The organism is Cryobacterium levicorallinum (assembly GCF_004402405.1).
GTDB classification, from domain to species: Bacteria; Actinomycetota; Actinomycetes; order Actinomycetales; family Microbacteriaceae; genus Cryobacterium; species Cryobacterium levicorallinum.
On the sequence record NZ_SOFE01000023.1, the window covers coordinates 300,845 to 324,751 of the forward strand.

At 63.1% G+C, this 23,907-nt stretch carries 21 protein-coding genes, 1 tRNA gene and 1 pseudogene; 14 read left to right on the forward strand and 9 right to left on the reverse strand.

Annotated features, from left to right (window positions below; genetic code table 11):
- Positions 1 to 210: 210 nt before the first annotated feature.
- A complete protein-coding gene (locus E3O11_RS13460) occupies positions 211 to 615 on the reverse strand; it encodes a heavy metal-responsive transcriptional regulator (RefSeq protein WP_092448670.1) in 405 nt (134 codons plus the stop codon).
- A gap of 54 nt (positions 616 to 669) precedes the next feature.
- Between E3O11_RS13460 and E3O11_RS13465 the strand changes: the two genes are divergently transcribed.
- Together E3O11_RS13465 and E3O11_RS13470 are read left to right on the forward strand one after the other, a co-directional pair.
- Entirely contained in the window at positions 670 to 969 is a 300-nt protein-coding gene (locus E3O11_RS13465) for a thioredoxin family protein (RefSeq protein ID WP_092448669.1), read from the forward strand.
- A complete protein-coding gene (locus tag E3O11_RS13470; protein WP_092448668.1) occupies positions 966 to 2,327 on the forward strand; it encodes a dihydrolipoyl dehydrogenase family protein in 1,362 nt (453 codons plus the stop codon). Before E3O11_RS13465 ends, E3O11_RS13470 begins: the two co-directional genes overlap by 4 nt.
- A 212-nt stretch (positions 2,328 to 2,539) precedes the next feature.
- Here E3O11_RS13470 and E3O11_RS18490 read toward each other — a convergent pair whose 3' ends face one another.
- Complete coding sequence (locus tag E3O11_RS18490; protein WP_092448667.1) at positions 2,540 to 3,094, reverse strand: TetR/AcrR family transcriptional regulator; 555 nt, start codon at positions 3,092 to 3,094, stop codon at positions 2,540 to 2,542.
- Positions 3,095 to 3,165: 71 nt separating this feature from the next.
- Here E3O11_RS18490 and E3O11_RS13480 point away from each other — a divergent pair, with 71 nt between their 5' ends.
- The 8 genes and pseudogenes from E3O11_RS13480 (at position 3,166) to E3O11_RS13510 (ending at position 10,854) form a co-directional block, all read left to right on the forward strand.
- The gene (locus E3O11_RS13480; RefSeq protein ID WP_092448666.1) at positions 3,166 to 3,522 is read left to right on the forward strand and encodes a DsrE family protein; all 357 of its coding nucleotides are present in this window, start codon (positions 3,166 to 3,168) and stop codon (positions 3,520 to 3,522) included.
- A gap of 33 nt (positions 3,523 to 3,555) precedes the next feature.
- Positions 3,556 to 3,849, forward strand: coding sequence for a putative quinol monooxygenase (locus E3O11_RS13485; RefSeq protein ID WP_092448665.1), 294 nt, complete (start codon positions 3,556 to 3,558; stop codon positions 3,847 to 3,849).
- 535 nt (positions 3,850 to 4,384) lie between these two features.
- Positions 4,385 to 4,864 (forward strand): annotated as a pseudogene (locus E3O11_RS13490) (recombinase family protein); the annotation flags it as partial.
- Between the two features lie 637 nt (positions 4,865 to 5,501).
- Entirely contained in the window at positions 5,502 to 6,074 is a 573-nt protein-coding gene (locus tag E3O11_RS17845; RefSeq protein WP_174775750.1) for an exonuclease/endonuclease/phosphatase family protein, read from the forward strand.
- A 48-nt stretch (positions 6,075 to 6,122) separates the two neighbouring features.
- Positions 6,123 to 6,515 (forward strand): exonuclease/endonuclease/phosphatase family protein, encoded by a 393-nt coding sequence (locus E3O11_RS17850; protein WP_174775749.1) that lies wholly within the window; start codon positions 6,123 to 6,125, stop codon positions 6,513 to 6,515.
- Between the two features lie 725 nt (positions 6,516 to 7,240).
- Positions 7,241 to 7,738, forward strand: coding sequence for a COG4315 family predicted lipoprotein (locus E3O11_RS13500; RefSeq protein ID WP_092448664.1), 498 nt, complete (start codon positions 7,241 to 7,243; stop codon positions 7,736 to 7,738).
- Between the two features lie 111 nt (positions 7,739 to 7,849).
- On the forward strand, positions 7,850 to 9,715 hold the full coding sequence (locus E3O11_RS13505; protein WP_241994728.1) for a bifunctional 3'-5' exonuclease/DNA polymerase: 1,866 nt from the start codon (positions 7,850 to 7,852) through the stop codon (positions 9,713 to 9,715).
- A 617-nt stretch (positions 9,716 to 10,332) separates the two neighbouring features.
- Complete coding sequence (locus E3O11_RS13510) at positions 10,333 to 10,854, forward strand: DUF3145 domain-containing protein (protein ID WP_092448663.1); 522 nt, start codon at positions 10,333 to 10,335, stop codon at positions 10,852 to 10,854.
- A 151-nt stretch (positions 10,855 to 11,005) separates the two neighbouring features.
- Here the strand turns inward: E3O11_RS13510 and E3O11_RS13515 are convergent, their stop codons facing one another.
- The 6 genes from E3O11_RS13515 to aceE form a co-directional block, all read right to left on the reverse strand.
- The gene (locus E3O11_RS13515; RefSeq protein ID WP_092448662.1) at positions 11,006 to 12,241 is read right to left on the reverse strand and encodes a beta-ketoacyl-[acyl-carrier-protein] synthase family protein; all 1,236 of its coding nucleotides are present in this window, start codon (positions 12,239 to 12,241) and stop codon (positions 11,006 to 11,008) included.
- Positions 12,242 to 12,345: 104 nt separating this feature from the next.
- Positions 12,346 to 12,594: an acyl carrier protein gene (locus E3O11_RS13520; protein WP_092108059.1), complete on the reverse strand. Its 249-nt coding sequence runs from the start codon at positions 12,592 to 12,594 to the stop codon at positions 12,346 to 12,348.
- 59 nt (positions 12,595 to 12,653) lie between these two features.
- Positions 12,654 to 13,658: a beta-ketoacyl-ACP synthase III gene (locus E3O11_RS13525; protein ID WP_092448661.1), complete on the reverse strand. Its 1,005-nt coding sequence runs from the start codon at positions 13,656 to 13,658 to the stop codon at positions 12,654 to 12,656.
- A 17-nt stretch (positions 13,659 to 13,675) separates the two neighbouring features.
- Positions 13,676 to 14,596: an ACP S-malonyltransferase gene (locus E3O11_RS13530; RefSeq protein ID WP_092448660.1), complete on the reverse strand. Its 921-nt coding sequence runs from the start codon at positions 14,594 to 14,596 to the stop codon at positions 13,676 to 13,678.
- A 108-nt stretch (positions 14,597 to 14,704) separates the two neighbouring features.
- On the reverse strand, positions 14,705 to 15,907 hold the full coding sequence (locus E3O11_RS13535) for a PucR family transcriptional regulator (RefSeq protein WP_092448659.1): 1,203 nt from the start codon (positions 15,905 to 15,907) through the stop codon (positions 14,705 to 14,707).
- Positions 15,908 to 15,912: 5 nt separating this feature from the next.
- Positions 15,913 to 18,639: a pyruvate dehydrogenase (acetyl-transferring), homodimeric type gene (gene aceE, locus E3O11_RS13540; protein ID WP_092448658.1), complete on the reverse strand. Its 2,727-nt coding sequence runs from the start codon at positions 18,637 to 18,639 to the stop codon at positions 15,913 to 15,915.
- 265 nt (positions 18,640 to 18,904) lie between these two features.
- Here aceE and E3O11_RS13545 point away from each other — a divergent pair, with 265 nt between their 5' ends.
- The 3 genes from E3O11_RS13545 (at position 18,905) to E3O11_RS13555 (ending at position 19,809) form a co-directional block, all read left to right on the forward strand.
- Positions 18,905 to 19,375, forward strand: a complete 471-nt coding sequence (locus tag E3O11_RS13545) for a peroxiredoxin (protein ID WP_092448732.1) — start codon at positions 18,905 to 18,907, stop codon at positions 19,373 to 19,375.
- A 39-nt stretch (positions 19,376 to 19,414) separates the two neighbouring features.
- A tRNA-Val gene (locus E3O11_RS13550) sits at positions 19,415 to 19,487 on the forward strand.
- A gap of 97 nt (positions 19,488 to 19,584) precedes the next feature.
- Positions 19,585 to 19,809, forward strand: a complete 225-nt coding sequence (locus E3O11_RS13555; protein ID WP_092448657.1) for a hypothetical protein — start codon at positions 19,585 to 19,587, stop codon at positions 19,807 to 19,809.
- A gap of 114 nt (positions 19,810 to 19,923) precedes the next feature.
- Here E3O11_RS13555 and E3O11_RS13560 read toward each other — a convergent pair whose 3' ends face one another.
- Positions 19,924 to 21,795 (reverse strand): PA domain-containing protein, encoded by a 1,872-nt coding sequence (locus E3O11_RS13560; RefSeq protein ID WP_092448656.1) that lies wholly within the window; start codon positions 21,793 to 21,795, stop codon positions 19,924 to 19,926.
- A gap of 750 nt (positions 21,796 to 22,545) precedes the next feature.
- On the opposite strand from E3O11_RS13560, the gene E3O11_RS18295 reads away from it, so the two are divergent.
- Positions 22,546 to 23,886: an ANTAR domain-containing protein gene (locus E3O11_RS18295; RefSeq protein WP_241994729.1), complete on the forward strand. Its 1,341-nt coding sequence runs from the start codon at positions 22,546 to 22,548 to the stop codon at positions 23,884 to 23,886.
- Positions 23,887 to 23,907 lie beyond the last annotated feature (21 nt).

The window sequence follows — 23,907 nt, forward strand, 5'->3', positions numbered from 1 at the left end:
GTCGCACTCGACGGAGAACCAAGAGTTTGCCCGATGCACCACTTCGCGAAAGTGTCCCAGCTCTTGCCCGAGGGAGCACCAATTTTGCTGTAGTCCCCCTTGTGTCCCTCGGCAATGTGCCGAAGACAGTCCGCATGGTTCCACGTCTGAATTGCAGCGGTAAATGGCGGTGAATTCGCACCGATTAATGGCGTGAATGAACGTTGTGCGCTAATGGTGAGCTTGGGTGAAGAGGTGACAGACACTGCCCGCTTCGCAATCGCCCGGATCGAGATGCTGGGTCCCGTCAATGAGGTGTTGCAGCTCTGTTTCAAGAAGTACAAGTTCTTGTTGGCGGCGGTGCACATTCGAAAGTTTCCCCGCGAGAAGGTCTAAAACGTGCCCGCACGGCACCTCGCCTGCTTCTCTCACCGTGATGATGCTGCCAATTTCGGACAAGGTTAAACCAGCCGTCTTGGCAGACCGAATGAATTGCAGGCGCGAGAGGGCCGCTTCGTTGTATCGGCGGTAACCGTTCCCCGCACGTTCTGCGGGATCCAACAGACCGCGCCGCTCATAAAACCGTATGGTCTGTGCGGTTGCGCCGCTCGCGATGGCCAGGTCTCTAATTTGCATAGTCCCATTCCACCACTTGACCTTGCACCATAGTGCAACGTCTACGGTAAGGGCATGGATATTGCGTTGCAGTACTTCGATGGGTGCCCGAACTGGAAAATTGCCGCTGAGCGGCTAGCGGTGATCGCAGTCGAACGCCCCGGCACCGTCGTGACCCGGCGGTTGGTCGAGAATCTGGAAGACGCAGAGGCAATCAATTTTCGGGGATCCCCGAGCATTCTGGTGGGGGGAACAGACCTTTTTCCTGACCCGGCAGCGCCGGTGGGAATGGCCTGCCGCATCTACACGACCCCGACAGGATTGGCCGGCGCCCCGACTCTGGAGCAACTGCGCGATGCGATCACCACAGCATGAGCGACACGTTTGAGGAATACGACCTGTTTGTGATCGGCGCCGGAATGGCCGGCACCACAGCAGCCAATAGGTGCGCTGCACAGGGATGGCGCGTGGGGATCGTTGATGCCCTGCCGTACGGGGGCACGTGTGCGCTGCGCGGGTGTGACCCGAAAAAGATTCTCCGTCGGGGAGCGGAAGTGATCGACTCCGCCCATCTGATGCAGGGCAAAGGCATCAGCGAGAATGAGCTCACGCTGGACTGGGCGGCGTTGATGCGTCACAAGCGCGGTTTCACCGACGGTGTTCCTCAGAGCTTGGAAGACGAACTTCTGCGCAACGGTGTGAGCACTTTTCACGGTGCCGCTCACTTCACCGGGCCCCATCACCTCGAAATCAACGGCGTACGGCACCAGGCGAAGCGGTTTCTCATAGCGACTGGTGCCCGACCGCGCCCCCTCGACTTCCCCGGACACGAGCACCTCATCGATAGCACCGACTTTCTCAACCTCGAGGAGCTTCCCGGCCGGATCGTATTCGTCGGGGGCGGGTTCGTCTCCTTCGAGTTCGCCCACATCGCAGCCCGCGCTGGTGTGGACTGCGTGGTCATCGATCACGGGGCGCGGCCGTTACGCGCGTTCGACCCCGATCTCGTCGATCTGCTCGTGCAGCGCAGTGAGCAAGCCGGCATCCGCGTCAAGCACAGCACCTCAGTTAGTGCAGTGGCGCGCACCGCTACGGGGCTTCAAGTGAGCGTCGAGCAGCACGGCGTCACGACCGTCGTCGAGACAGATCTGGTGGTGCACGGCGCAGGCCGGGTGCCCAACATCGACGGCCTGGATCTGGCGGCGGCAAACATTGCCTGGGGCCCGAAGGGGATCGATGTGTTCGGACACCTGCAAAGCCGCAGTAATCCGTCGGTCTTCGCCGCCGGCGACGCCGCCGACACTCCCGGAGAACGCCTCACGCCCGTCGCCGTTTTTGAGGGCAAGGTGGCAGCATCCAACATGCTCAAGGGCACGATGACCGTGCCGGACTATGCCGGCGTCCCCACCACAGTGTTCACGATCCCGGAACTGAACCGCGTCGGCATGCTCGAGCACGAAGCTGTGCGTGATGGCCGTGATATCGCTGTGCGCTACAACGACACCAGCAGTTGGTACGCCAATTACCGAGTCGGTGAGACCGTCGCGGCGACGAAGGTCATCATTGATACAGCAACCGATCAGATTCTCGGCGCACATTTGCTCGGCCCCGGCTACTCGGAAGTGATCAACATCTTCGGCCTCGCAATCAAGCTGGGCCTAACCACCCGACAACTAAAATCGGCGACCGCGACATATCCGTCCGTCGGTTCCGACCTTGGCTCCATGCTCTGACCCAGGTCTCCGCAGACGACCGTCCATGGAGCTTCCACGCTCATCAATGCGTGTATGTGGTCTTTGGCGCTACTTGGTGGCGTTCTGAGGTCGCTTCCTCCCAGCGTTGGTCGGGCGCCACCCGGGAGGGCGGGTGCACCGGTCGGGTGTTGAGCTCGAATGCCCGCAACGCAGCTGATGTCTTCATTGATCGCTTCCCTGGAAGCTGAGTTTTAGACGAGTTCTTGTGCCATGGTGCTGGCCTGGCGCACGAGGCCTGCGTCGCGGCCCACTTTAGCGGCCGTGATGGCCGCGTCGTAGAGCAGAAAGAGTCGAGACACCAAGGTGGAGGTTGGGTCCTCGCCGGCGATGGAAGCGAGGTGGGCGCGAACGACTTCACGGTAGTGTTCGGCTACCCGGCGCACGCTGACGCACTCGGGCAGCTCGATCACCGCGTTGGTGAACGGGCAGCCGTGAAAGGTGTGGGATTCGACTGAGACCGCTAGCGCTTCGAACAGGGCAGCCACGCGCTCCGGGCGCGCGCCGAACGGGTCGTCCAGGGAGCGCGAGTGCTGAACCCAGCCGTCCAACTCTTGTTCCAGATAGGCCACGACGAGCGCTTCCTTGCTCGCGAAGTTGTTGTACAGGCTGGCCTTTGCTACTCCTGCGTTGCGAACGACGAGGTCGATTCCGGTCGCGTTGATGCCGCGTTCCTGAAACAGCTGAGCCGCGGATGCCAGCAGGCGTTCCCGGGCGCTCCGTGTCGCAGCGGTAGTCGTGGATCCCATGATTGGACAATACCAGACAGATCGGTATAGTTAGCAGTGGCCAGATCGGTCTACCTAGGAGGTACATGTTTATGTCTGAACTCAAGATCGCCGTTGTCATCTACGAGCCCATCGGCTCCGACACCTCACGCGTTTACCGCGGCCTCAAGACCGCCCTCGAATTCAAGGAGGCCGGCGATGAGGTCGTGGTGGTCTTTGACGGCTCCGGCGTTGAGTCTCTCGCCGCCATCTCCGACCCCAAGCACAAGATGAACCCGCTCGCCGTCGCGCTTCAGGACAACATCCTGGGTGCCTGCGGTTTCTGCGTCAACTCCCACGGAGTCTCCGACCCGATCGAGACCGGCGGATGGCCATTACTCACCGACTACAAGGGCGAAGCGAGCACACGCAACCTGGTCGTTCAGGGCTACCAGATCCTCAGCTTCTAGACGCTGCACCAACCCCACCTGATCGGAGCATCCATGGCACTCACCGTTTTACTCGACCTTCGTCTGAAAGCAGAGGCTGTCGCCAATGCACCGGCCATGCTGAGAGATATCCTCACCGGCACCCGGGCATTTGACGGCTGCCTCGGTGTCGACGTCCTGGTCGATGCCGAAGATTCCTCCCACCTGATCCTGCTGGAGCGATGGGCCTCCGCCGAAGCCGACTCGGCCTACCGTGCCTGGCGCGCCGGCGCGGGTGCGACCGAGCTCGGCTCACTCCTCGTCAGCGCCCCGCAGGTCTCGCAGTTCGAGATCGCCACCGACATCTAAATCACGCCATGCGGCGCAGACCTGAGGTAGACCTCGGTTCTGCGCCGTTGTGTGTCGCGTGTCACGGACGTGGAGCCTGCACGGCGCCGACGCCTGATGCAGGCGCGGGTCCAAGGGCGGAGACCCCGAGCAGGCTCACGACTTGTTGGCCTAGTGGCCGTTGCGGCGAGCCTGTAACGGGCAGCGTGCAGGCGGTCAAGGTTTTGTGATGGCCGGCCCTGCTGGCTGGACCAACGCGATCACGTTCCTCGTATGCACTGCCGGTGCATCCGTTGATGGAGTCCTTACCGCCATCGGAAATACGCGTACGCGCCCCTGAGCCGCACCGGGACGCCAGGGCATTCCCGGCTAAGCGTCCCGCAAGACGTTCCCCATCCGGGATGGCAGCGACGGTCGATGCCGGCAGAATGGCCAGTGCAAACGAGTGCTGAAATTTGTGCAGCCAAGTACGGCAAATGACACCCACGCGCATGGTTCCGCGTACGCCCGATTCCCGTGAGCCCCGCCCGAGAAAATGCCCGGTCAAAAGGGGTAAATGGTACCTGCTAGAAGCAGGTCCGGCATGCTAATAGGCTACGCGCGCGTATCCACCAACGACCAGGACCTCACCGCCCTGCGAAACGCCCGGGCCGCTCATGGCGTGACGCCAGAGAAGACGTTCACCGTCCAAGGCCTGACCGGCGCCAACCGGGCACGACCCGGACTCAGGGAAGCACTAGCCGCCTGCCGGGACGGTGACACCCTGGTCGTGACCAAACAGGACCGACTGGCCCGTACCCTGCGCGACGCAAAGGACGTTGTCGACGAACTCACCCGCCGCGAAGTCAAGCTCAGCATCGGAGGCTCCATTCACGACCCCACCGATACCGTCGGCCGGCTCCTCTTTAACGTCCTGGCCATGGTCGCGGAACTCGAAGCCGACCTGATCCGCGCACAAACCCGGGAAGGGATGGCCGTAGCCAAAGCCAAGGGCCGCCTACGAGGCAAACGGTCCAAGCTTTTCAAAGCACAGGAGAAGCCCGAATTCGCAGAGGGCAGCGCGCCTCGCAGCCCGGGACACCCTCACCATTGCGCCGATCTGGTGCTGACCCACGCGACCAGTCCGACGCTCACTGCACTGTTCCGCGTATTGGGCAGCCAGACCAAGGTGGTCGCGTCCGATCGCGCTGCGCTGCTCGCGGCGATCCCCGGCCACACAGCGCAGCTGGAGGCGACGCTTCGCGCGTCGCTCGGTGCGAAGCGACGTCGGCGGGGCTTGGAGAACGACTTCCGTCCGTTCACTCCGGCATCGCTGGATCGCGTCACGTGCCCGACGCTGATCGTGCACGCGCGCTCGGATAACACGGTGCCGGCGTCCAGCGACGAGCATGCCCATGCGCATATTGTCGGCTCCGAGCTGTATGGATGGATGGATCGGTCCTCGCGTTCGCTCTCGAGGCCGCCGACACGGCTCCGGGGTAGGTCCTGAACTGGTTGCGCAAAGCCGGCGAGTGGTGCGCAGATGCGGTCGCCACCAGTTCGATAAAGGACCGTTCCCGGCGGCGGCCGCCACCTTACGTACGTGAGTGTGCGGAGATCTGATCTTTTCAGATTTCCATTTCTGAGTGCCGTACGGCCCATCCGTGTGGGCAGGGCAGTTTGGTTCACAAATCATGACGACAACAATGCCGCCCGACGTGGCGGAAAACCTGATCGCTTTCAGAGCAGCGCTGGCCGCAGTGGTGCCGCCGAAGCACCCCGCCGATCTACTGATCGCGACCTGGAACCTTCGGGCATTGGGGGATTTCACAGCCAAGTGGCACGCCGAACCGGGGGATACTCCCAAGCGGGACTGGTACTCCCTCGCGTGCATCGCTGCGGTCGTGACCTGCTTTGATGTGATGGCAGTTCAAGAAGTGCGTCGCAACACAACCGCCCTGCAATTTCTGCTCGAATTGCTCGGAGATGACTGGAGAGTGGTCGTCTCCGACGTCACCGAGGGCGGCCTAGGAAACGGAGAACGGTTGACGTTTCTGTATGACTCGACTCGGGTGCAGCCTTCGGGACTGGTGGGTGAGATCGTGCTGCCAGCAAAGGTCGACGGGCCGGCCGAACAGTTCGCCCGAACGCCGTACGCCGCCACTTTTGTGCGCGGCTCAGCTGAATTCACATTGACCACCGTGCACGTCATCTGGGGGGCTGACCCGACTGCGCGGCTGCCGGAGATCACGGCGTTCGCGGAGTAGATGCGTGCCTGGGCGGATCGGACCGACCGATGGAACCAAAACCTTCTCGTGCTGGGCGATTTCAACCTCGACCGCATTGGTGACCCGCTGTTTGATGCATTTGTATCGACCGGGCTGTGGCCTCCGACCGAGCTGAATGACATCCCACGAACGGTGTTCGACAACGACACCTCAAGGCACTTCTATGACCAGATCGCATGGTTCTCGGACTCAGACGGAAAATCCCTGCTGACCTCCCTGACCTACACCCTGGGGGCGGGTTCGTTCAACTTTCTGCCACACCTGCTCGGCAGCCTGACACCCACCGAGGTCTCCTGGCGGATCTCTGACCACTTTCCGTTGTGGGTTGAATTCCAGCTGGCTCCAAAAGCCACCTTCTCTCAGCGTGGGCAAAACCGGGGAGCGAGCTCAGGTATTCCGCGATCAGAATCCTCTCTTTGACGCATCGGCGATCTGCTCCGGTCGGCGCGCCAGGCAACGAGAACGCCGAGGCCTGGCGCCGTATTTGATCGAAGAAGTTGACTAGCCCGGATGTAGCGCCTACATCCGCTTGCACCCGCCTAAATTGGGGGCATGGATCTGCTGGCGAAAGGAAGACCATGAGCATCACCAGCAGCAAAGTAAAAAAGCTGCCCAGCAAAAGCAGCAAAGGCCGGCGACGATCTGGAGGCCGCGCGCCACGCAGCGATCGCGCAGCCGACCGGCACGGCCCGACTCACCTCGCGCCGCTTTCATGCGCGACATTTGGCAAAACTTGTCCCTGTTTATTCTGGTGGAAACATCAGAAACGATTCGCGGCACGTTCCTGCGATGGCTGAAAGCGCCGCTGTCACATCAAGCGAATGCTTCTGCCGGACGCACATCTCGACGGGGTCGACTTCTGGCCGATCTCCTCTGCCGTGACCAATCTGACCGCTGCCGAACAGGACCAACTTGTGGCACTTCGGGAAAGGGCCGTCAGGCTATCGGCACACCCGCGTTCCTATGTCGGCGCAGACTTCAAGATTGCAGCCTGATATCGATTCAGTGGATATGCTCTGCCGGGCTGAACCAATCGGCATGGTATCTCGTTCTAATTCACGTAGCCCCTCGTTACGCACCACGTGATCACGCACCGCTCAATCACGCACCATTTCAAAGCAGTGCACCGAGAAAAGGAAGCAATCATGAACAGCAAAATATGGCTCAAGGTCGGGCCTGTCGTCGGGGCGCTGGCGATCAGCGTCCTCGCACTGACCGGATGCTCGCAGGGCGCGACGCCGCCGGCAGACGAGTCGAGCTCGTCAAGCGAAGTAGCCGAACCGGCCGCCGACGCGACACTCGCGACGGCCGACAGCGACCTCGGCACGATCGTCGTCGATAGCGCCGGAATGACCCTGTACGTGTTCGACAAGGACGTCGCCGACTCCGGTGAGAGTACCTGCGAGGGTGACTGTCTCGTTAAGTGGCCGCCGGTCGTCGCGGAATCGGACACCCCGACGGTCGACGGAGTCACCGGTACCGTTGGCGTGATCACCCGAACGGATGGCACCAAGCAGGTCACCCTGAACGGTCTCCCTCTTTACTACTGGGCTGGCGATGCGGCGGCCGGTGACACCACCGGTCAGGCTGTCGGCGACGTCTGGTGGGTGGTGGCACCCAGCGGCGACAAGATCGCCGGCTAGACGGAACGCACAACCACCGTACCCATCGGCACCTCGAAGCCGATGGGTACGGTGCCGTTCTGCCCGGCGCCGCGAACAGGTCAGCCACGCTGAATCGGGCAGAATAGACGGGTGTATGTACTGGTGCGGCAGGCGGGCGGTGGCGACCTGGTCGTCGAACCCCGCGATGAGGCCGGAGCTTCGCTGCAACCGCCGCGCCGACTGAGTCTGGACGAATTTCGAACGTTTGTGGCCGCCAGGGAATCCTGGGCCCTTGAAGGCCGCCCGCGCTGGGTCTGGGACGACACCGGCCACACCTATCCGCTGCTGCTCAGTGCCGGAATCCGGGTGGAGCGCTGCCACGATCTGCGCCTGTGCCACGTGATCCTCAAGAATTCAGCCCTGACCCAGTTGAGCGAACTGGCCCTCGCCGCGCCGGATCGCTGGGATGCAGCGAGCGCGGTGACAGCCGACCAGATCGAGCTCCGGGCGACCCTGTTCGAGTTTGATGTCGACGATGACCATGGCGGTGACGATCTAGCCGACCACGCCGCTGACGGCACCGGCGACTCTGGTGCCACCGAACCTGGCCCCGATTCTCGCGCCCCCGAATCGACGTCCGGGCGTGAGTTCCGCCGTCAACTCGACGCCGTGGCATCCGCTGCCGAACCGGGCCGGTTGCGCCTGCTGCTCGCTGCGGAATCGGCGGGCGCGCTCGTGGCCGCCGAAATGCGCTTCGCTGGGCTTCCGTGGCGCACCGACGTGCACAATCATCTGCTGACGCGGGAGCTGGGACCCCGCGCCCTGCCGGGTGTGCGACCGGACCGTCTTGAACTGCTCGCCCAGCGGATCCGGCTGGAACTGGATGATGATGCCCTCAACCCGGACTCGCCGCAGGAACTGTTCAAGGCCCTGCAACGCGCGGGACTGGCCGTGACCTCGACCAGGGGCTGGGAGTTGAAGAAGCTCGAGCATCCGGTGATTGAGCCCCTGTTGCAGTACAAGAAGCTTTCCCGGTTGCTCAGCGCCAACGGCTGGACCTGGATGGAGTCCTGGGTCGTCAACGGTCGATTCCACCCCGACTACGTGCCGGGAGGCGTGGTGACCGGCCGCTGGGCGACGCGCGGCGGGGGAGCGTTGCAGCTGCCCAGACAGATTCGCGGCGCGGTGGTCGCCGATGACGGCTGGAAACTCGTCGTCGCCGATGCCGCCCAGTTGGAGCCGCGCATTCTCGCCGCGTTGGCCCAGGACGAGCGAATGGCTACGGCCGGGCGTGGAACCGACCTCTATGCCGGAATCGTTGCGAGCGGCGTCGTGGAGACGCGCGATCATGCCAAGGTCGCCATGCTCGGAGCTATGTATGGCGCCACGACCGGGGAGAGTGGTCGGCTGTTGCCGCGCCTGGCGCGTGCCTACCCTCGGGCGATCGCCCTGACAGAGTTGGCTGCCCGGGCCGGCGAGCGAGGCGAAGTCGTCACCACCCGGCTGGGGCGGTCGTCGCCGGTACCCGGGCAGGGTTGGCATGAGGTGCAAGCTCAGGCGTACGATCTGGCGGCCACAGCGACCGATGAGCGCCGGGCCCGCAGCCAGGCGAGGGACTGGGGCCGCTTCACCCGAAACTTCATCGTTCAGGGCAGCGCCGCGGAATGGGCGCTGTGCTGGATGGCCGAGATTCGCCGAGAACTTGCCGCCCTCCCGGCCTCCGGTGCCGGTGCGACCAGCGCACTCAGACGAGCGGATGCTGGGCCCGGCCTGGCTGCGTCGGCCGCGCGTCCCGCGGCACCAGGGCGGGCACGCGCGCCCTTCGATTACGCGCCGCACCTGGTGTTCTTTCTGCACGACGAGGTCATCGTGCACACGTTGGCAGCCCAGGCGGAGGTCGTGGCGAAGATCATCGTCACGGCCGCCGAAACCGCCGGTCGGCTTCTCTTCGGCGACTTTCCGGTCGATTTCATGCTCACGGTTGCGACCGTCGACAACTACGCCCAGGCCAAATAGGGCGAGACCACCAGCGCACCGACGTGACCAGGCCCACGGGACGCGCCCATCCCGTCGGTCGAAATCTCAACAGGCTGGGTCCAAGCCCGGCATACGAGGCTAAGTCGATCAACGCAACCGATCTGCAGGGGAGGCACGCAAAAGGGCGGGCCCCGCGGGCTGTGTGCACGTGGGGTCCGCCTGGTTTCCTGCGAGGAAATTCTTGGTGGGAGCTAGCCGGGAGGTGAGTCCTGCGGCCTAGGCGCCCTTGCGGATGGTGACGGCGGCGCCGTCGGTGAAGAAATTGCGGAAGTGATGGAGACGGCAAAAGGAGTCGTACGAACATTCTTGAAGGACATGGTTCACATTTCGTGTCGTGCACAGGTTCGGCCCGAGTTCGGGCACGCGGCCCAAGGCGGATCTGCCACTCGCGATCATCAGGTCGTAATGCCCGCACACGCTTGTCAATCCATAGCTCCCTGGGGCATAATGGCGCTATCGACTGCACGGGATCTCCATAGGGGTGAACGCGACTGCCGCACAATTTCACATCCACCATCGTGCTCACAGCTTCAGGTTGGGAGTCCGGTCGTTCCGAGGTCGTTGGGGAAGACGCACCTACAGAACGGAGAAACGCGATGGACGCAAAACAGAACCGTCGGGCGCCGATCGCGCGGGGGGTGCTTTTTGTGCACTCTTCTCCGCGCGCCTTGTGTCCGCACGTCGAGTGGGCCGCTGGGCGTGCGCTCGGCGAGGCGGTGAACTTCGAATGGTCTGAGCAGCCCGCGCTGCCCGGATCCCAGCGGGCTGAATATTACTGGCAGGGCGCCCCAGGCACCGGCGCTGTTCTCGCTTCTAGCCTGAGAGGCTGGGAGCACCTGCGCTTCGAAGTGACCGAAGATGCCGGGCGGGGAACGGATGGCGGCCGTTGGCTGCACACACCGGGTCTGGGCATTTTTCATGCCCAGACGGACAGCGTGGGCAACATTGTCGTGCCGGAGGACCGCATCCGCTCTGCTATGGACAACGCCGGCGCCAATGCAATCGACCTGCACCGCGAGTTGCGGCTCGCCCTCGGGCAATCCTGGGACGACGAGTTGGAACCATTCCGGCAGGCGAGCGACCTGAACGCGGTGGTCTGGCTGCACCAGGTGGGTTGAACCGCCAGGCCGCGCAACGTGTGGTTCGCCGGTAGTGGCGCGGCCTGTCGACCGGTGACTTTACCCGGCGGCAAGATAACGAAGTCACCTGAACCGCCCGACAGAAATGACCCCGTCCAGCTGGACGGGGTCATTCTCTATTCGCGCAAAACTAGACCGAGCGGAACGCGACGACGGCGTTGTGACCGCCGAAGCCGAAGGAATTGCTCAGGGCGAGCAGGTCTCCGGCCGGCAGTGCGCGCGGCGTCGTCACTACGTCGAGGGGAATTTCCGGGTCCTGCGACGTGAGGTTGATCGTTGGTGGCGCGGTGCGCTCAGCGAGGGCCTTGACCGTGAAGAACGCCTCGAGGGCGCCGGCACCACCAAGCAGATGACCGGTCGACGCCTTGGTGGCCGACACCGGGATGCCGTCGAGCAGATCTCCGAAGACGCGCTTGAGGGCGTTGTATTCGGCAATGTCGCCGACCGGGGTACTGGTGGCGTGGGCGTTGATGTGCGAGACGTCGGCGAGCGAGGCGCCGGCGTTCTGAACGGTCGACACCATCGCACGGGCGGCTGCGGTCCCCTCGGGGTCCGGCGCCGTCACGTGGTAAGCATCGCTGTTGACTACGCCACCGACCAGTTCGGCGTAGATGTGTGCGCCACGTGCCTTGGCGTGCTCTTCGGTTTCGATGACGAGTGCGGCAGCGCCCTCACCGAGCACGAATCCGTCGCGGGTGACGTCGTAGGGGCGGCTCGCGGTTGCCGGGTCGTCATTGCGCGTCGACAGGGCGTGCATCGCCGCGAAGGATGCGATGGGCAGCGGGTGGATCGCGGCCTCAGAGCCGCCGGCGATGACGATGTCGGCCAATCCAGCCTGCAGACGGTTGTAGGCGTTGACCAAAGCCTCGGTACTGGAGGCACAGGCGGAGACCACGGTGGTGATGCCGGCCCGGGCGTGCAGGTCCATTCCGATGGCCGCTCCCGGGCCGTTCGGCATGAGCATCGGCACGGTCATCGGCAGCACGCGACGGGGGCCGCGTTCGCGCAGGGTGTCCCAGGCGTCGAGCAGAGTCCAGACTCCACCGATTCCGGTGGCCCAGTCCACGGCCAGGCGTTCCGGCTCCACCTCGGGGGCGCCGGCATCCGCCCAGGCTTCGCGCCCGGCGATGAGGGCGAACTGGCTGGACGGGTCAAGGCGTTTGACCTCAAAGCGCTGCAGCACATCCGCGGTCTTCACGCGGGCCTGTGCGGCAAAAGTTACGGGGATCGCCGTTTCGGCGACCCAGGCTTGTTCGAGGGTGGTAGCGCCCGATTCGCCGGCCAGAAGGGCCGTCCAGGTGTCGACCGCCGTGCCGCCCAGCGGCGTAGTGGCACCGATTCCGGTGATAACGATTTTCTTGGTCATAAGTCAACTCTCCATGGAACGACAAACGTGTGGGCCGGCGCGATCTGCCACCAGCCCAATGAACAGGTCGGCCGATTTCCGGCCGACCTGGTTCAGGATCGGGCCTAGTCCTGTGCCTTCACGATGAACTCAACGGCGTCGCCGACGGTCTTGAGGTTCTTGACCTCTTCATCGGGGATCTTCACGTCGAACTTCTCTTCTGCGTTGACGACAATGGTCATCATCGAGATGGAGTCGATGTCGAGGTCATCGGTGAACGACTTGCCGAGCTCAACCGTGTCGGTTGCAATTCCGGTCTCGTCGTTGATGAGCTCGGCCAGGCCGGTCAGAACTTCTTCGGTGGACAGTGCCATGTTTTTTCTCCTTGAGGGGTGTCTCGGTTGACCGAGACCTAGTTTAGGGGGTGGGTTGGTTAGGGCAGCACAACGACTTGCGCACCGAACACGAGTCCGGCACCAAAGCCGATCTGCAGAGCGAGGCCGCCGCTGAGCTCGGGGTGTTCCTCGAGCAGACGGTGCGTGGCGAGCGGAATCGAAGCGGATGACGTGTTGCCCGTGTTAGCGACATCACGCGCGATGACCACGGACTCAGGCAGCTTGAGCTGCTTGGCGAACTCGTCGATGATGCGCATGTTGGCCTGGTGGGGAATGAACGCGGCAAGGTCGGCGCTCTCGATTCCGGCTACTTCGAGGGCTTTCTTGGCCACCTTGGCCATGTCCCAGACGGCCCAACGAAAGACGGTTTGCCCTTGCTGACGCAGGGTTGGCCAGTCGGCCTCGCCGCGACGGTACTCCTGAAGGGTGTGATTCATGTGAATCGCGTCTGCTTTGGATCCGTCGGAGCCCCACACCGTGGTGGAGATACCCGGGTAGTCGCTCGGGCCGATCACGATAGCGCCGGCACCGTCGCCGAGCAGGAACGAAATGCTGCGGTCGGTCGGGTCAACGAGTTCGGAGAGCTTCTCGGCACCGATAACGAGTGCATAGTGCGCGGCCCCGGTGCGAATCAGCGCATCGGCCTGGGCGACGGCGTAGGCATAACCGGCGCAGGCCGCGTTGATGTCGTAAGCGGCGGCCGGGTTGGTGCCGACCCGATCGGCGACGACGGCAGCGATCGACGGGGTCTGGCGGCTGTTGCTGATGGTCGCGACGATCACGGCGTCGATGAGGGCTGGGTCGATGCCGCTTCTCTCGATGGCCTCGCGGGCGGCATCCGTTGCCAGATCGACGGCATCGATGTCCTGGCCGGCCCGAGCACGCGTGATGATGCCGGTGCGCTGCTGAATCCACTCGTCAGACGAATCGATCGCTTCGACCAGGTCGTCGTTGGGCACGAGGTGTTCGCCGCGGGCGGCGCCGACGGACAGAATGCGGGTGTACTGCGGTCCGTGGGACTGCTGGAGTGTGGGCTTTGGCATTGTCTCTCTCATAACATTCAGGACTGCTGGTCGATCATGGCCCAGGCCGCGGGCAGGTCGTCCGGGGTCTTGATGGCGACACTCGGGACGCCTTTCAGGCCGCGTTTGGCGAGACCGACGAGGGCGCCGGCGGGTGCGAGCTCGATGATTCCGGTGACTCCCGCCGCAGCGAAAGTCTCCATGCACTTGTCCCACCGTACCGGCGAGGACACTTGACCGACGAGTAGCTTCACAAAACGGATGCCCTCACTCACCCGGTCGCCGTCGCGGTTGGTCCAGATCGGGAGGGTCGGATTGGCGGGGCTGAGCGAGTCGGCGACTACGGTCATCCGCTCGACGGCCGGTTGCATATAGCGAGTGTGGAATGCACCGGCGACCTGAAGCGGGATGACCCTGGCGCGGTGCGGGGGAGTCTCGGCGAGGGCGTCGAGGGCGTCGAGGGCACCGGCGACGACGATTTGGCCGCTGCCGTTGAAGTTGGCCGGTTCCAGACCGAGCTCGGCGACCCGGGCCAGCAGCTCGGTTTCGTCGGCCCCGATGACGGCGCTCATGCCCGTGGGTACCAGCGAGGAAGCCGCCTGCATGGCCAGGCCGCGTTCCCGGACAAAGTGCACCGCCTCGGCGTTGCTGAGGATGCCGGCGCCGGCAGCCGCGGTGAGTTCGCCGACCGAGTGTCCGGCGATACCGGCAATGCGGTCGCGGCGTCCATCCGTGAGCAGGGCCTCGAGGGTAAGGATGCCGGCGGCGACGATTAGGGGCTGGGCGATCGCAGTGTCGCGGATCGTGTCGGCGTCGCTGAGGGTGCCGTGGGCGACGAGGTCGAGTCCAGCGTCTTCGGAAATTTGGCGGAGGCCGGCACTGAAGGCCGGCATAGCTAGCCAGGGTTCGAGGAATCCGGGGGTTTGGGAGCCCTGACCCGGGCAGACGACAACGATCACTTAATTAGTCTTCCAATCTGGCAGCGCGAATGAGTGTGCAGATCACACTAAGTATTCATGAAACCTTTGTTTACAGCAGCACAATTGGCCGGTGAGCTCGGGTGGCGGTCAGCGGCGGCGGGTGGAACCGTCGTGGTCGCTGATCGAGCCGATAATCAGGGCGGACTGCAGAATGAGCGCCTCGCGGGCTCCGGTGGCGTCGTAGCCGATGACTTCGGAGACCCGCTTAAGGCGATAGCGCACGGTGTTGGGGTGCACGAAAAGTTCCCGGGCGGTCGCCTCGAGTGAGCGCCCATTGTCGAGGTAACACCACAGCGTGGTGAGCAACTCGGTGGAATGCGCCTGCAACGGCCGGTAAATCCGGTGGATGAGCGTGGCTCGGGCGAGCGGATCGCCAGCAAGGGCGCGCTCGGGCAGCAGGTCGTCGGCTTGCACCGGGCGCGGCGCATTCCGCCACGACCGAGCAACGGCAAAACCGGCCAGCGCCGCTTTGGCACTCTTGGACGCGTCGACCAGGTTGGGCACCTCGTGCCCGAGCACCAAATGTCCCGGCCCGAAGATGGGCTCGAGCGCCATGGCGATCTCCATGAAGGTCAGCGCTGCGGCTGTGCCGACGTCCTCACTGTCGACCGGCGCCGGGCGGGCACGCCCGATCACGAGCACCAGCCGATTTCCCTGCACACCGATGAGCACATCGGCCGCCATGTGGCGTGCGGCGCGGCGCAACTGGTCGACATCGAGCATCTGCGGTGTGGTGCCGACGAGCACACAGACCTCGCCGTGGCCGTGCCAGCCGAGGGCCGCGATGCGACTGGGCAGCTCATCGTCGTATTCCCCGCTGAGAATGGAATCGACGACGAGGGCCTCGAGGCGGGCGTCCCAGAGCCCGCGCGCCTCGGCGGCGCGCGCGTAGACATCCGCTGCCCCGAAGGCAATCTCGCGTGAGTAGAGCAGGATCGCTTCCCGGAGAGACTCTCCACCGTCCTTGACGCGTTCCTCGACGACCTCGACGGTCACTCGAATGAGCTGCAGCGTTTGCTGCAGGCTCACCGAGCGCAGCAGCTCGCGCGGAGCGGCGCCGAAGACGTCTGCGGCGATCCACGGGGTTGACCGCGGGTCGTCGAACCACGAAATGAAGCTCGTAATTCCGGCCTGGGCGACCAGGCCGACAGCGGACCGCCGCCCTGGTGGCATATCGCCATACCAGGTGAGCGTGTCTTCGAGTCGTTTCAGCGTCTGCGTGGACAACTCACCGGAGATGGTGCGCAACCAGTTGAGAGTCTGCTCTTTCGTCTTGGGCGCCGGTGCCACTGCTTTTAGCTCTCGCCCCCGGCGGAGCCGGTGGTGCCCGCGCTCACGTCGTGCAGGCGATACTTTGCGATGGCCTGGCCGGCCAGGCTTCGGTCGACCTCGCCGCGGCGGGCGAGCAGCTCGAGAGTGCGCACCACCATCGACGGGCCGTCGATCTTGAAGAATCGACGCGCTGCCGGGCGGGTGTCCGAGAAGCCGAAGCTGTCGGCGCCGAGGGTGGCGAAGTCGCTCGGCACGAACTGGCGAATCTGGTCGGGAACGGCGTGCATGAAGTCCGACACGGCCACGAACGGGCCGGCAGCTCCCTCGAGCTTCGAGGTGACATACGGAATGCGTGGCTCGTCGTCGGGATTGAGAAAGTTGTGTTCCTCGGCGGCCAAGCCATCGCGACGCAGCTCCGTCCACGACGTGACCGACCAGACATCGGCCGAAACGCCCCAGTCGTCGGCGAGAAGCTTCGCAGCTTCCAGTGCCCACGGAACGGCAACACCCGAGGCCAGCAACTGGGCCTTCGGTCCGCTGACCGTCGACGTGCTCACCCGGTGGATACCGCGCAAAATGCCGTCAACGTCGACATTTTCGGGCTCGACCGGCTGCACGGCCGGCTCGTTGTAGACGGTGATGTAGTACATGACGTTCGGGTCGGTGTGGGCGCCGCCGTACATGCGCTCGAGGCCGGCGCGCACGATGTGGCCGATCTCGTACCCGTAGGCGGGGTCATACGAGACGACGGCCGGGTTGGTCGACGCTAATAGCGGCGAGTGGCCGTCGGCGTGCTGCAGGCCTTCTCCGGTCAACGTCGTGCGCCCGGCCGTAGCGCCAATGATGAACCCGCGGGTCATCATGTCGCCCGCTGCCCACAGGGCGTCGCCCGTGCGCTGGAATCCGAACATGGAGTAGAAAACGTACACCGGAATGAGCGGTTCACCCTGGGTGGAATACGACGTACCGACGTTGGTGAATGCTGCGGCGGCGCCGGCCTCGTTGATGCCCACGTGCAGGATCTGGCCCTGCGGGCTCTCCTTGTAAGACAGCAGCTGGGCGTGGTCAACGGACGTGTAGTGCTGGCCGTTGGGGTTGTAGATCTTGGCGGTCGGGAAGAACGCATCGATACCAAAGGTGCGTGCTTCGTCGGGGATGATCGGCACGATGCGATTGCCAAAGTCCTTGGCCCGCACGAGCTCCTTGAGGAGCCGCACGAACGACATCGTCGTAGCGATCTCCTGGGTGCCTGAACCCTTCTTGGCGACCTTGTAGGTGTCGTCGCCGGGAAGGTTAAGCTTGGCGTGCTTGGTGCGACGTTCGGGCAGGTAACCACCGAGCGCACGACGACGCTCGTGCATGTACTCGATCGCCTCGTCCTTGTTGCCGGGGGTGTAGTACGGCGGAAGGTACGGGTTTTCCTCGAGCTGGGCATCCGTGATCGGCACGTGCATGCTGTCTCGGAACGACTTGAGGTTGTCGAGGGTCATCTTCTTCATCTGGTGGGTCGCGTTGCGGCCCTCGAAGCTCGGACCGAGGCCGTAGCCCTTAATCGTCTTCGCCAGGATGACGGTGGGCTGGCCCTGGTGCTCGGACGCTGCCTTGAACGCGGCGTACACCTTGCGGTAATCGTGGCCGCCGCGTTTGAGGTTCCAGACCTCGTCGTCGCTCAAGTGTTCGACGAGCTTGAGCGCACGCGGATCGCGACCGAAGAAGTTCTCACGCACGTAGGCGCCGCTCTCGGCCTTGTAGGTCTGGTAGTCGCCGTCGGGCGTGACGTTCATCAGGTTGATCAGGGCGCCGTCGACGTCATTCTTGAGCAGGTTGTCCCACTCGCGACCCCAAACGACCTTGATGACGTTCCAGCCGGCACCGCGGAAAAAGCTTTCCAACTCCTGGATGATCTTGCCGTTACCGCGCACGGGGCCATCGAGTCGCTGCAGATTGCAGTTGATCACGAAATTGAGGTTGTCGAGGCCCTCGTTGGCGGCGACCTGCAGCTGGCCGCGGCTTTCGACCTCGTCCATTTCGCCGTCGCCGAGGAACGCCCAGACCTGCTGGTCGCTCGCGTCCTTGATGCCGCGGTTGGTCAGGTAGCGGTTCAGCTGCGCCTGGTAGATCGCGTTGATCGGGCCGAGGCCCATCGACACGGTGGGGAACTGCCAGAATTCCGGCATCAGACGCGGGTGAGGGTACGAAGAGATGCCGTCGGGGGCATGCGACTTTTCCTGGCGGAAACCGTCGAGTTGGTTCTCGGTCAGGCGGCCCTCGAGGAAGGCGCGCGCGTAAGTGCCGGGGGAGGCGTGGCCCTGGATGAAAATCTGGTCGCCGCCGCCCGGGTGGTCCTGGCCGCGGAAGAAGTGGTTGAAACCGACCTCGTAGAGGGCAGCGGATGACGCGTACGTCGCGATGTGCCCGCCGACGGCGATGCCGGGGCGCTGGGCCCGGTGCACCAGAACGGCAGCGTTCCAGCGGATCCAGGCACGGTAGCGGCGCTCGATGTCTTCGTCGCCGGGAAAATCGGGTTCGTTCTCCGTAGCAATGGTGTTGATGTAGTCCGTCGTCGGAACCATCGGCACTCCGAGGTGCAACTCCTTCGAGCGCTTCAACAGGCTCAGCATGATCTCGCGCCCGCGTTCGTGGCCGTGTTCGGCAACGAGCGAATCGAGGGATTGCGACCACTCAGCAGTCTCCTCCGGATCTGAGTCGGCGTTGTTCGTCGAATACGGGTCCTGGTCGTTGACCGTCATAGTCGACCTCTCCTCTGTGGTTGATGCAGCCTGGGGTATATGCAGCGATGATGCCCCGCGGCTTGAACACAACGGTGGCAGGTGCCGTAACAGAGCAGGTTGGATTGCAACCGGCGGCACCACGTAAGCCTACAGATTTCGCAACTTGTCCGTGCGCGGGGGTGGCTAAACCAAAATGCGTGTTCGCTGTGACACCGGACATATTGCAGAGCTAGAGTGTGTCACCGGCCAATCCATGCGCCCGGCACCGAGGAAAGAAGCTCTCATCGCTCTCGAAAATGACACCCAGGCCCCCGATTTCAAGCTCATCAATCAGTTTGGTGAAACGGTTCAGTTGAGCCAGTATCGGGGGATCAAATCCGTCGCTCTGGTATTCTTCCCGCTGGCGTTCTCCGGCATCTGCAGTGGCGAACTGTGTGAACTGCGTGACAACCTGGCCCTGTTTGAAGACGGCGGAGTCGAGCTCATCGGAATTTCGGTGGATTCCCGTCATGCACTGCGGGCCTTCGGTGAGCAGGAAAAATACACCTTCGACCTCGTGGCCGATTTCTGGCCGCACGGCGCCGTTGCGAAAGAATACGGCGTCTTTCTTGAGGACAAGGGCTTCGCTAACCGCGCCACGTTCCTGATCGATCCGAGCGGCATCATTCGGGCCAGTTTCATCACAGCACCGGGCGAAGCTCGTCCGATCGACGCCTACCGGGCAGCCCTTGGACAGCTCGTACCCGCCCTCTGACCTATACTGAACAGACCCGGTGACCTTGAGTCGTCGTCGGGGCCTTTAGCTCAGTTGGTAGAGCGCCACGTTTACACCGTGGATGTCATCGGTTCGAGCCCGGTAGGGCCCACAGTATAAATACCTGATCAGAGTAAGCATCTGAGTAATACGCAGTCTCCGCGACACTCAGCTTGCCGTGGTTCGACTTGGCATTCGTATTGTGGCCCTTGGCGATTATTCGCGTTTTGTGGGACGGCGGCGCCTCGCTGACCGCCACCGAGCACCACAGCAGCAACGAGCCCGATCTCGTGCGTCAGATCAGCGACGCGGTCGCACCGACCGTGGGTCGTCTGGTCTTCAACGGCTTCTCGACGGGGGTTCGGGTGTCATGGGCTCAGCATCACGACACGATTCCCCGTCACATCGACGGTGCCACGGTGCTGCCCCGCTGACCCGGCGGGTCGAGATGGCCCGGCGCCTCCTACTGCGCACCGGGACGGACGAAAACGCTCCTGAGGGGTTCTCAGGAGCGATTGCGTGTGGGTAATTCAGATCAGGCTGTCGGCTCAGTTTCCCGTGTATCGGAAGATGTAGAGCCCAAAGTCACGGTCGCTGGCGGCAACGTATTCGACGCCGTTGTTCTCGAACACGTCCACACCCCAGAAGTTGTTGCCGCCCTGGTCAATGAAGCGACCCGTCTCGACGAGTTTGTCGTCGATGATTTTGGTCACTCGAAAACCTCCCGCGTAATACGAGAAGTACGCCAGGTCGGCCCGCTGCTTGGACGTGGCCACCTCGTGAACCGAAAGGTCGCCGAAGCCCGCAGCGTAGGCCGGGTCCATGGCTTCGGGAATTGCATAGGTGTCCAGCTCGGACATCTTTCCCGTCGAGTTGTCGAAGAGGTGCACATAACCCCAACCGTCAAAGAACGCGCGCACGGAAACGAGGTCTCCGACGGCGCCTAGGCTCAGGCCGGGAATCACGCTGGCAGCACCAGCGAGGCAGGCCGCGTTATCGTACGAGGCCTCGAGGTCGAAGAAACCGAATCCGGTTTGACGGTCGACCGAAGAGGTCGGGATGGTGCCGGCAACGCTCATCCCGAACGCGCCGCATCCGTCGGAACCCTCGCGGTTGATAATGACGATTCCGTCATAGCCGCCGGCCGCTTCAACGTTCGCCACCTTCTCGGTGAACGCGCAGAGGCCACGGGTGACGATCGCGATCTGGCTGCCGCTTGCGGTGACCGGTGCTGGTAGCACAATCGGATCACCGGAACATGCCTGTCCCGCGTAGACGGCATCACCGGTCAGCGACTCGCCGCCTTGCAGCTGCGGGGTGTCGCTGCCCTGCGAGATCTGAAACGGCGTCGCGGAATCATCCGTGGTGCCCTCCGCGCCGTTGGGCGCGAAGTCCTCGTCGGCACCGATTATGAACCTGTTGTCGAGGGTGAACTCGCCCTGGTGGCCGTTACCTTCGGGCTTCTCGATCAGGCCTGCCGACTCCTGAAGCTGCGGGTCGGGGTTGGTGAAGTCCGTATCGCCGATATAGATCGGGGTGTGCACGTCGGTCATGTCGACCGTGACGTATCCGGCGTCCCAGTACGACAACAGCATCACCTGTTTTCCGTCGATCTGCTTGACGACAAGGTCATGCAGAAACACGTCGGTCAGGTTCGCCGGTGCGTTTTGGAGGATCTGCGGAAAGGTCTTGTCCAGATCGTATTCGGCGGTCAGGAACGGCTTCTTCGGGTTGGTGATGTCCATAATGTCGACATCGGTGCCCTCGTCGTTGTCAACGATGACCGCGTACGCCTTCTCGCCGGCATCCCAGGCGAAGACGCTGTGGGTCTGGTTGGCGGTCTTCTTGCCCTGACCATCGGCTGTTGAATCGCCAATGCCCACGGCCAGTGGTGTGGGGTGCTCGGGATTCGTCACGTCATAGAGATTCATGCCGCCGAAACCTGCTTTGTCCTTGCACTTCTCATTGTTGGTGACGAGCACGTCGCCGGTAAAGGCTGGCGTATCGAGTTGAAGGGTCTGGACACCCTCGCCCGGGTAGCTGCCCTCCTTGGACTGGATAAACGCGACCTCCTTCGGCTTCGCGGGGTCCTTGATATCCACGACGTGCACCCCGTTGTAGGTGCACGATACGACGCCCCACGCAGCAAGGTAGGCGTAATTCTTAAAGACGCCTACGTCGGCGATCTTTTCAGGCACCGCGTTCTTCATCTTCAGTTTGGAGACTACGTTGACATTGGACTGTGTTGCCGGCAGATGACCGGCGGTTCCGCCGTGCTGGTGGGCGTCGCGAGCGCCGTCGGCGGTCGATATCGAGCCGTCGTCCCCGGGTCGGGCCGATGCAACGGATGTTGTGGCGAGGATCAACGCTGCGACGGACACCAGCGTCAGTCCAGCGCGAATGGCAGGTGATTTGACCATGACACTCCTTCGGTGCGGAATTTTGAATCGAACGTTCGAACCGTAGTCCGCCCTTACACACTTTGGCAAGGAAGTACAAATCGACCAGGGTGGGGCCGCCATGGCGATACGGTGCGCATGCGTCGCCATGGCCTACCCCTCGCGGTGGATTTCGATCCGAATTCCTGCCGGACGCTTGTTCATCGCAAGCGTGGTTCAACGGACAGCAGAACGGCCGAGAGCGCGACCAGAACCCGTGGGGAGAAGGTCCTCTGGACGCGTGCATCCCGTGGCCTCATGAAGGTCTGATGCCCTCGGTCCGCGGGAGTCCCGGGTCACGAACAGCGGCACCGCCGGTGTTCGGTGCCGCCAAGCTCGTTATGCTCGGCTAGTGTTGCGTACAGGCAGAACAAATGTGCTGGGTGTTTTGAGTTGGCGAGGCGTTGGTGTTCCAGCAGCAGGATTCGCCACAATCCCGGATTTCGGGCAAGTTACCGCAAATGCGCAGTCTCTCGAAAGTTCGTGTTCTTGCGGATTCTCATTGAATTTGATTGCGACCGGACCTTTTACACCGTGGATATTATCGGTTCGAGCCCGGTAGGGCCCACAGAGAATTCTTCCAGGACTTGTGATCGTGAGGTCGAATGACACGCACGATGCAGGGCTTCTGGGTTGGGCTGGTGCGTTGTGCCTGATCGGCTGGCATTCGGGGCCGCGGTCGAACAACTGTCGCTCGCTCACGAAAGCCGCACCAGTATCTGTGCCCCTTTCATGCAGGTGCTGCCGGTCAATGCAGCAGCGGTGTGCACGCTCGGGGCCCCGTTTGGGTCCGAGACCGTGAGCGCGAGCAATGCCATGGCCGCCCACTTCGACGAGCTGCAATTCGACCTGGGTGAGGGGCCTGCCTGGGCGGCGCTGGCCACCAGACGGCCCGTACTCGTCGACAACTTTGCGACGTCGTCGGGTGCGACCTGGCCGGCGCTGATGAAAGCCGCACGGAACACCGAAGTGCACGCTGTCTACACCTTTCCACTCATCATGGGGTCGGTCGATATCGGAGCTGTCTCGCTGTTTTCGACCCGCTCGGGCGGCTTCACACCCGCGCAGATTCTGGACGCGGAAGTGCTCGCACAGATAGCCGCGCTCCAGGTCTTGCGTCGATCCCTCACCGCGCAAACATTGAAAACAAATCTGGAAGATAATGAAGGATATTCGCGGCGTGTCGTTCATCAAGCGACCGGAATGGTTCTGGCCCAGCTCAATCTTTCCGCGGCCGACGCGCTTCTGATAATTCATGGACATGCTTTTGCTCATGGACGAACTGTTCGGGAAGTCGCCGCAGATGTAGTGACACGACGATTGGATTTCTCGTCGATTCCCGAGTCTGAGAATGGAAATATGGTGACAAAAACCCGGGAGGGTCATTTCCTTGAGACCTTCGTTACCCTGGCCGACACACTCGTCGCCGTCTACGATGTCGTCGACCTCTTGCACACCCTGGTTGAAAAATGCGCCGCCCTGCTGGAGGCTTCGGCGGCGGGCATCATCCTGTCGGCCGGTGACGGCGAGCTGGAAGTGGTGGCGTCGACCAACGAACGCAGCCGCCTGGTCGAAATTCTGCAGCTGCGAGCCGGGAGCGGCCCGTGCGTTGAGAGTTTCACCTCCGGGCTGGCCGTCGCCGTTCCCGACATCGACAGCACTGGCGATAAATGGCCCAAGTTTCGCCAGGGGGCACTCGCCCAGGGCTTCGCCTCGATGCACGCCGTACCGCTGCGCCTGCGGGCAACGACCATCGGCTCACTCAATCTGTTCTGGGATCGCACCGGCGGCTTGAGTACGGCCGACACCAACACGGTGCAGGCACTCGCGGATGTCGCGACCATAGGCATCCTGCAGGAGCGGGCTATTCGCGAAAGCGACATCGTGCGCCAGCAACTTCAGCACGCGCTGAGCAGTCGAGTGTTGATCGAACAGGCCAAGGGCGTCGTGGCGTACACCCACGGGGTGCACATGGGCGATGCCTTCGACAAGATTCGCGAGTATGCCCGTCATAACGGTCTTCCACTGGCCGATGTGGCCGAGAGTATCGTCAATCGCGTACTGATCCTGTAGCGTTGCAGCGACTAGTTGCGA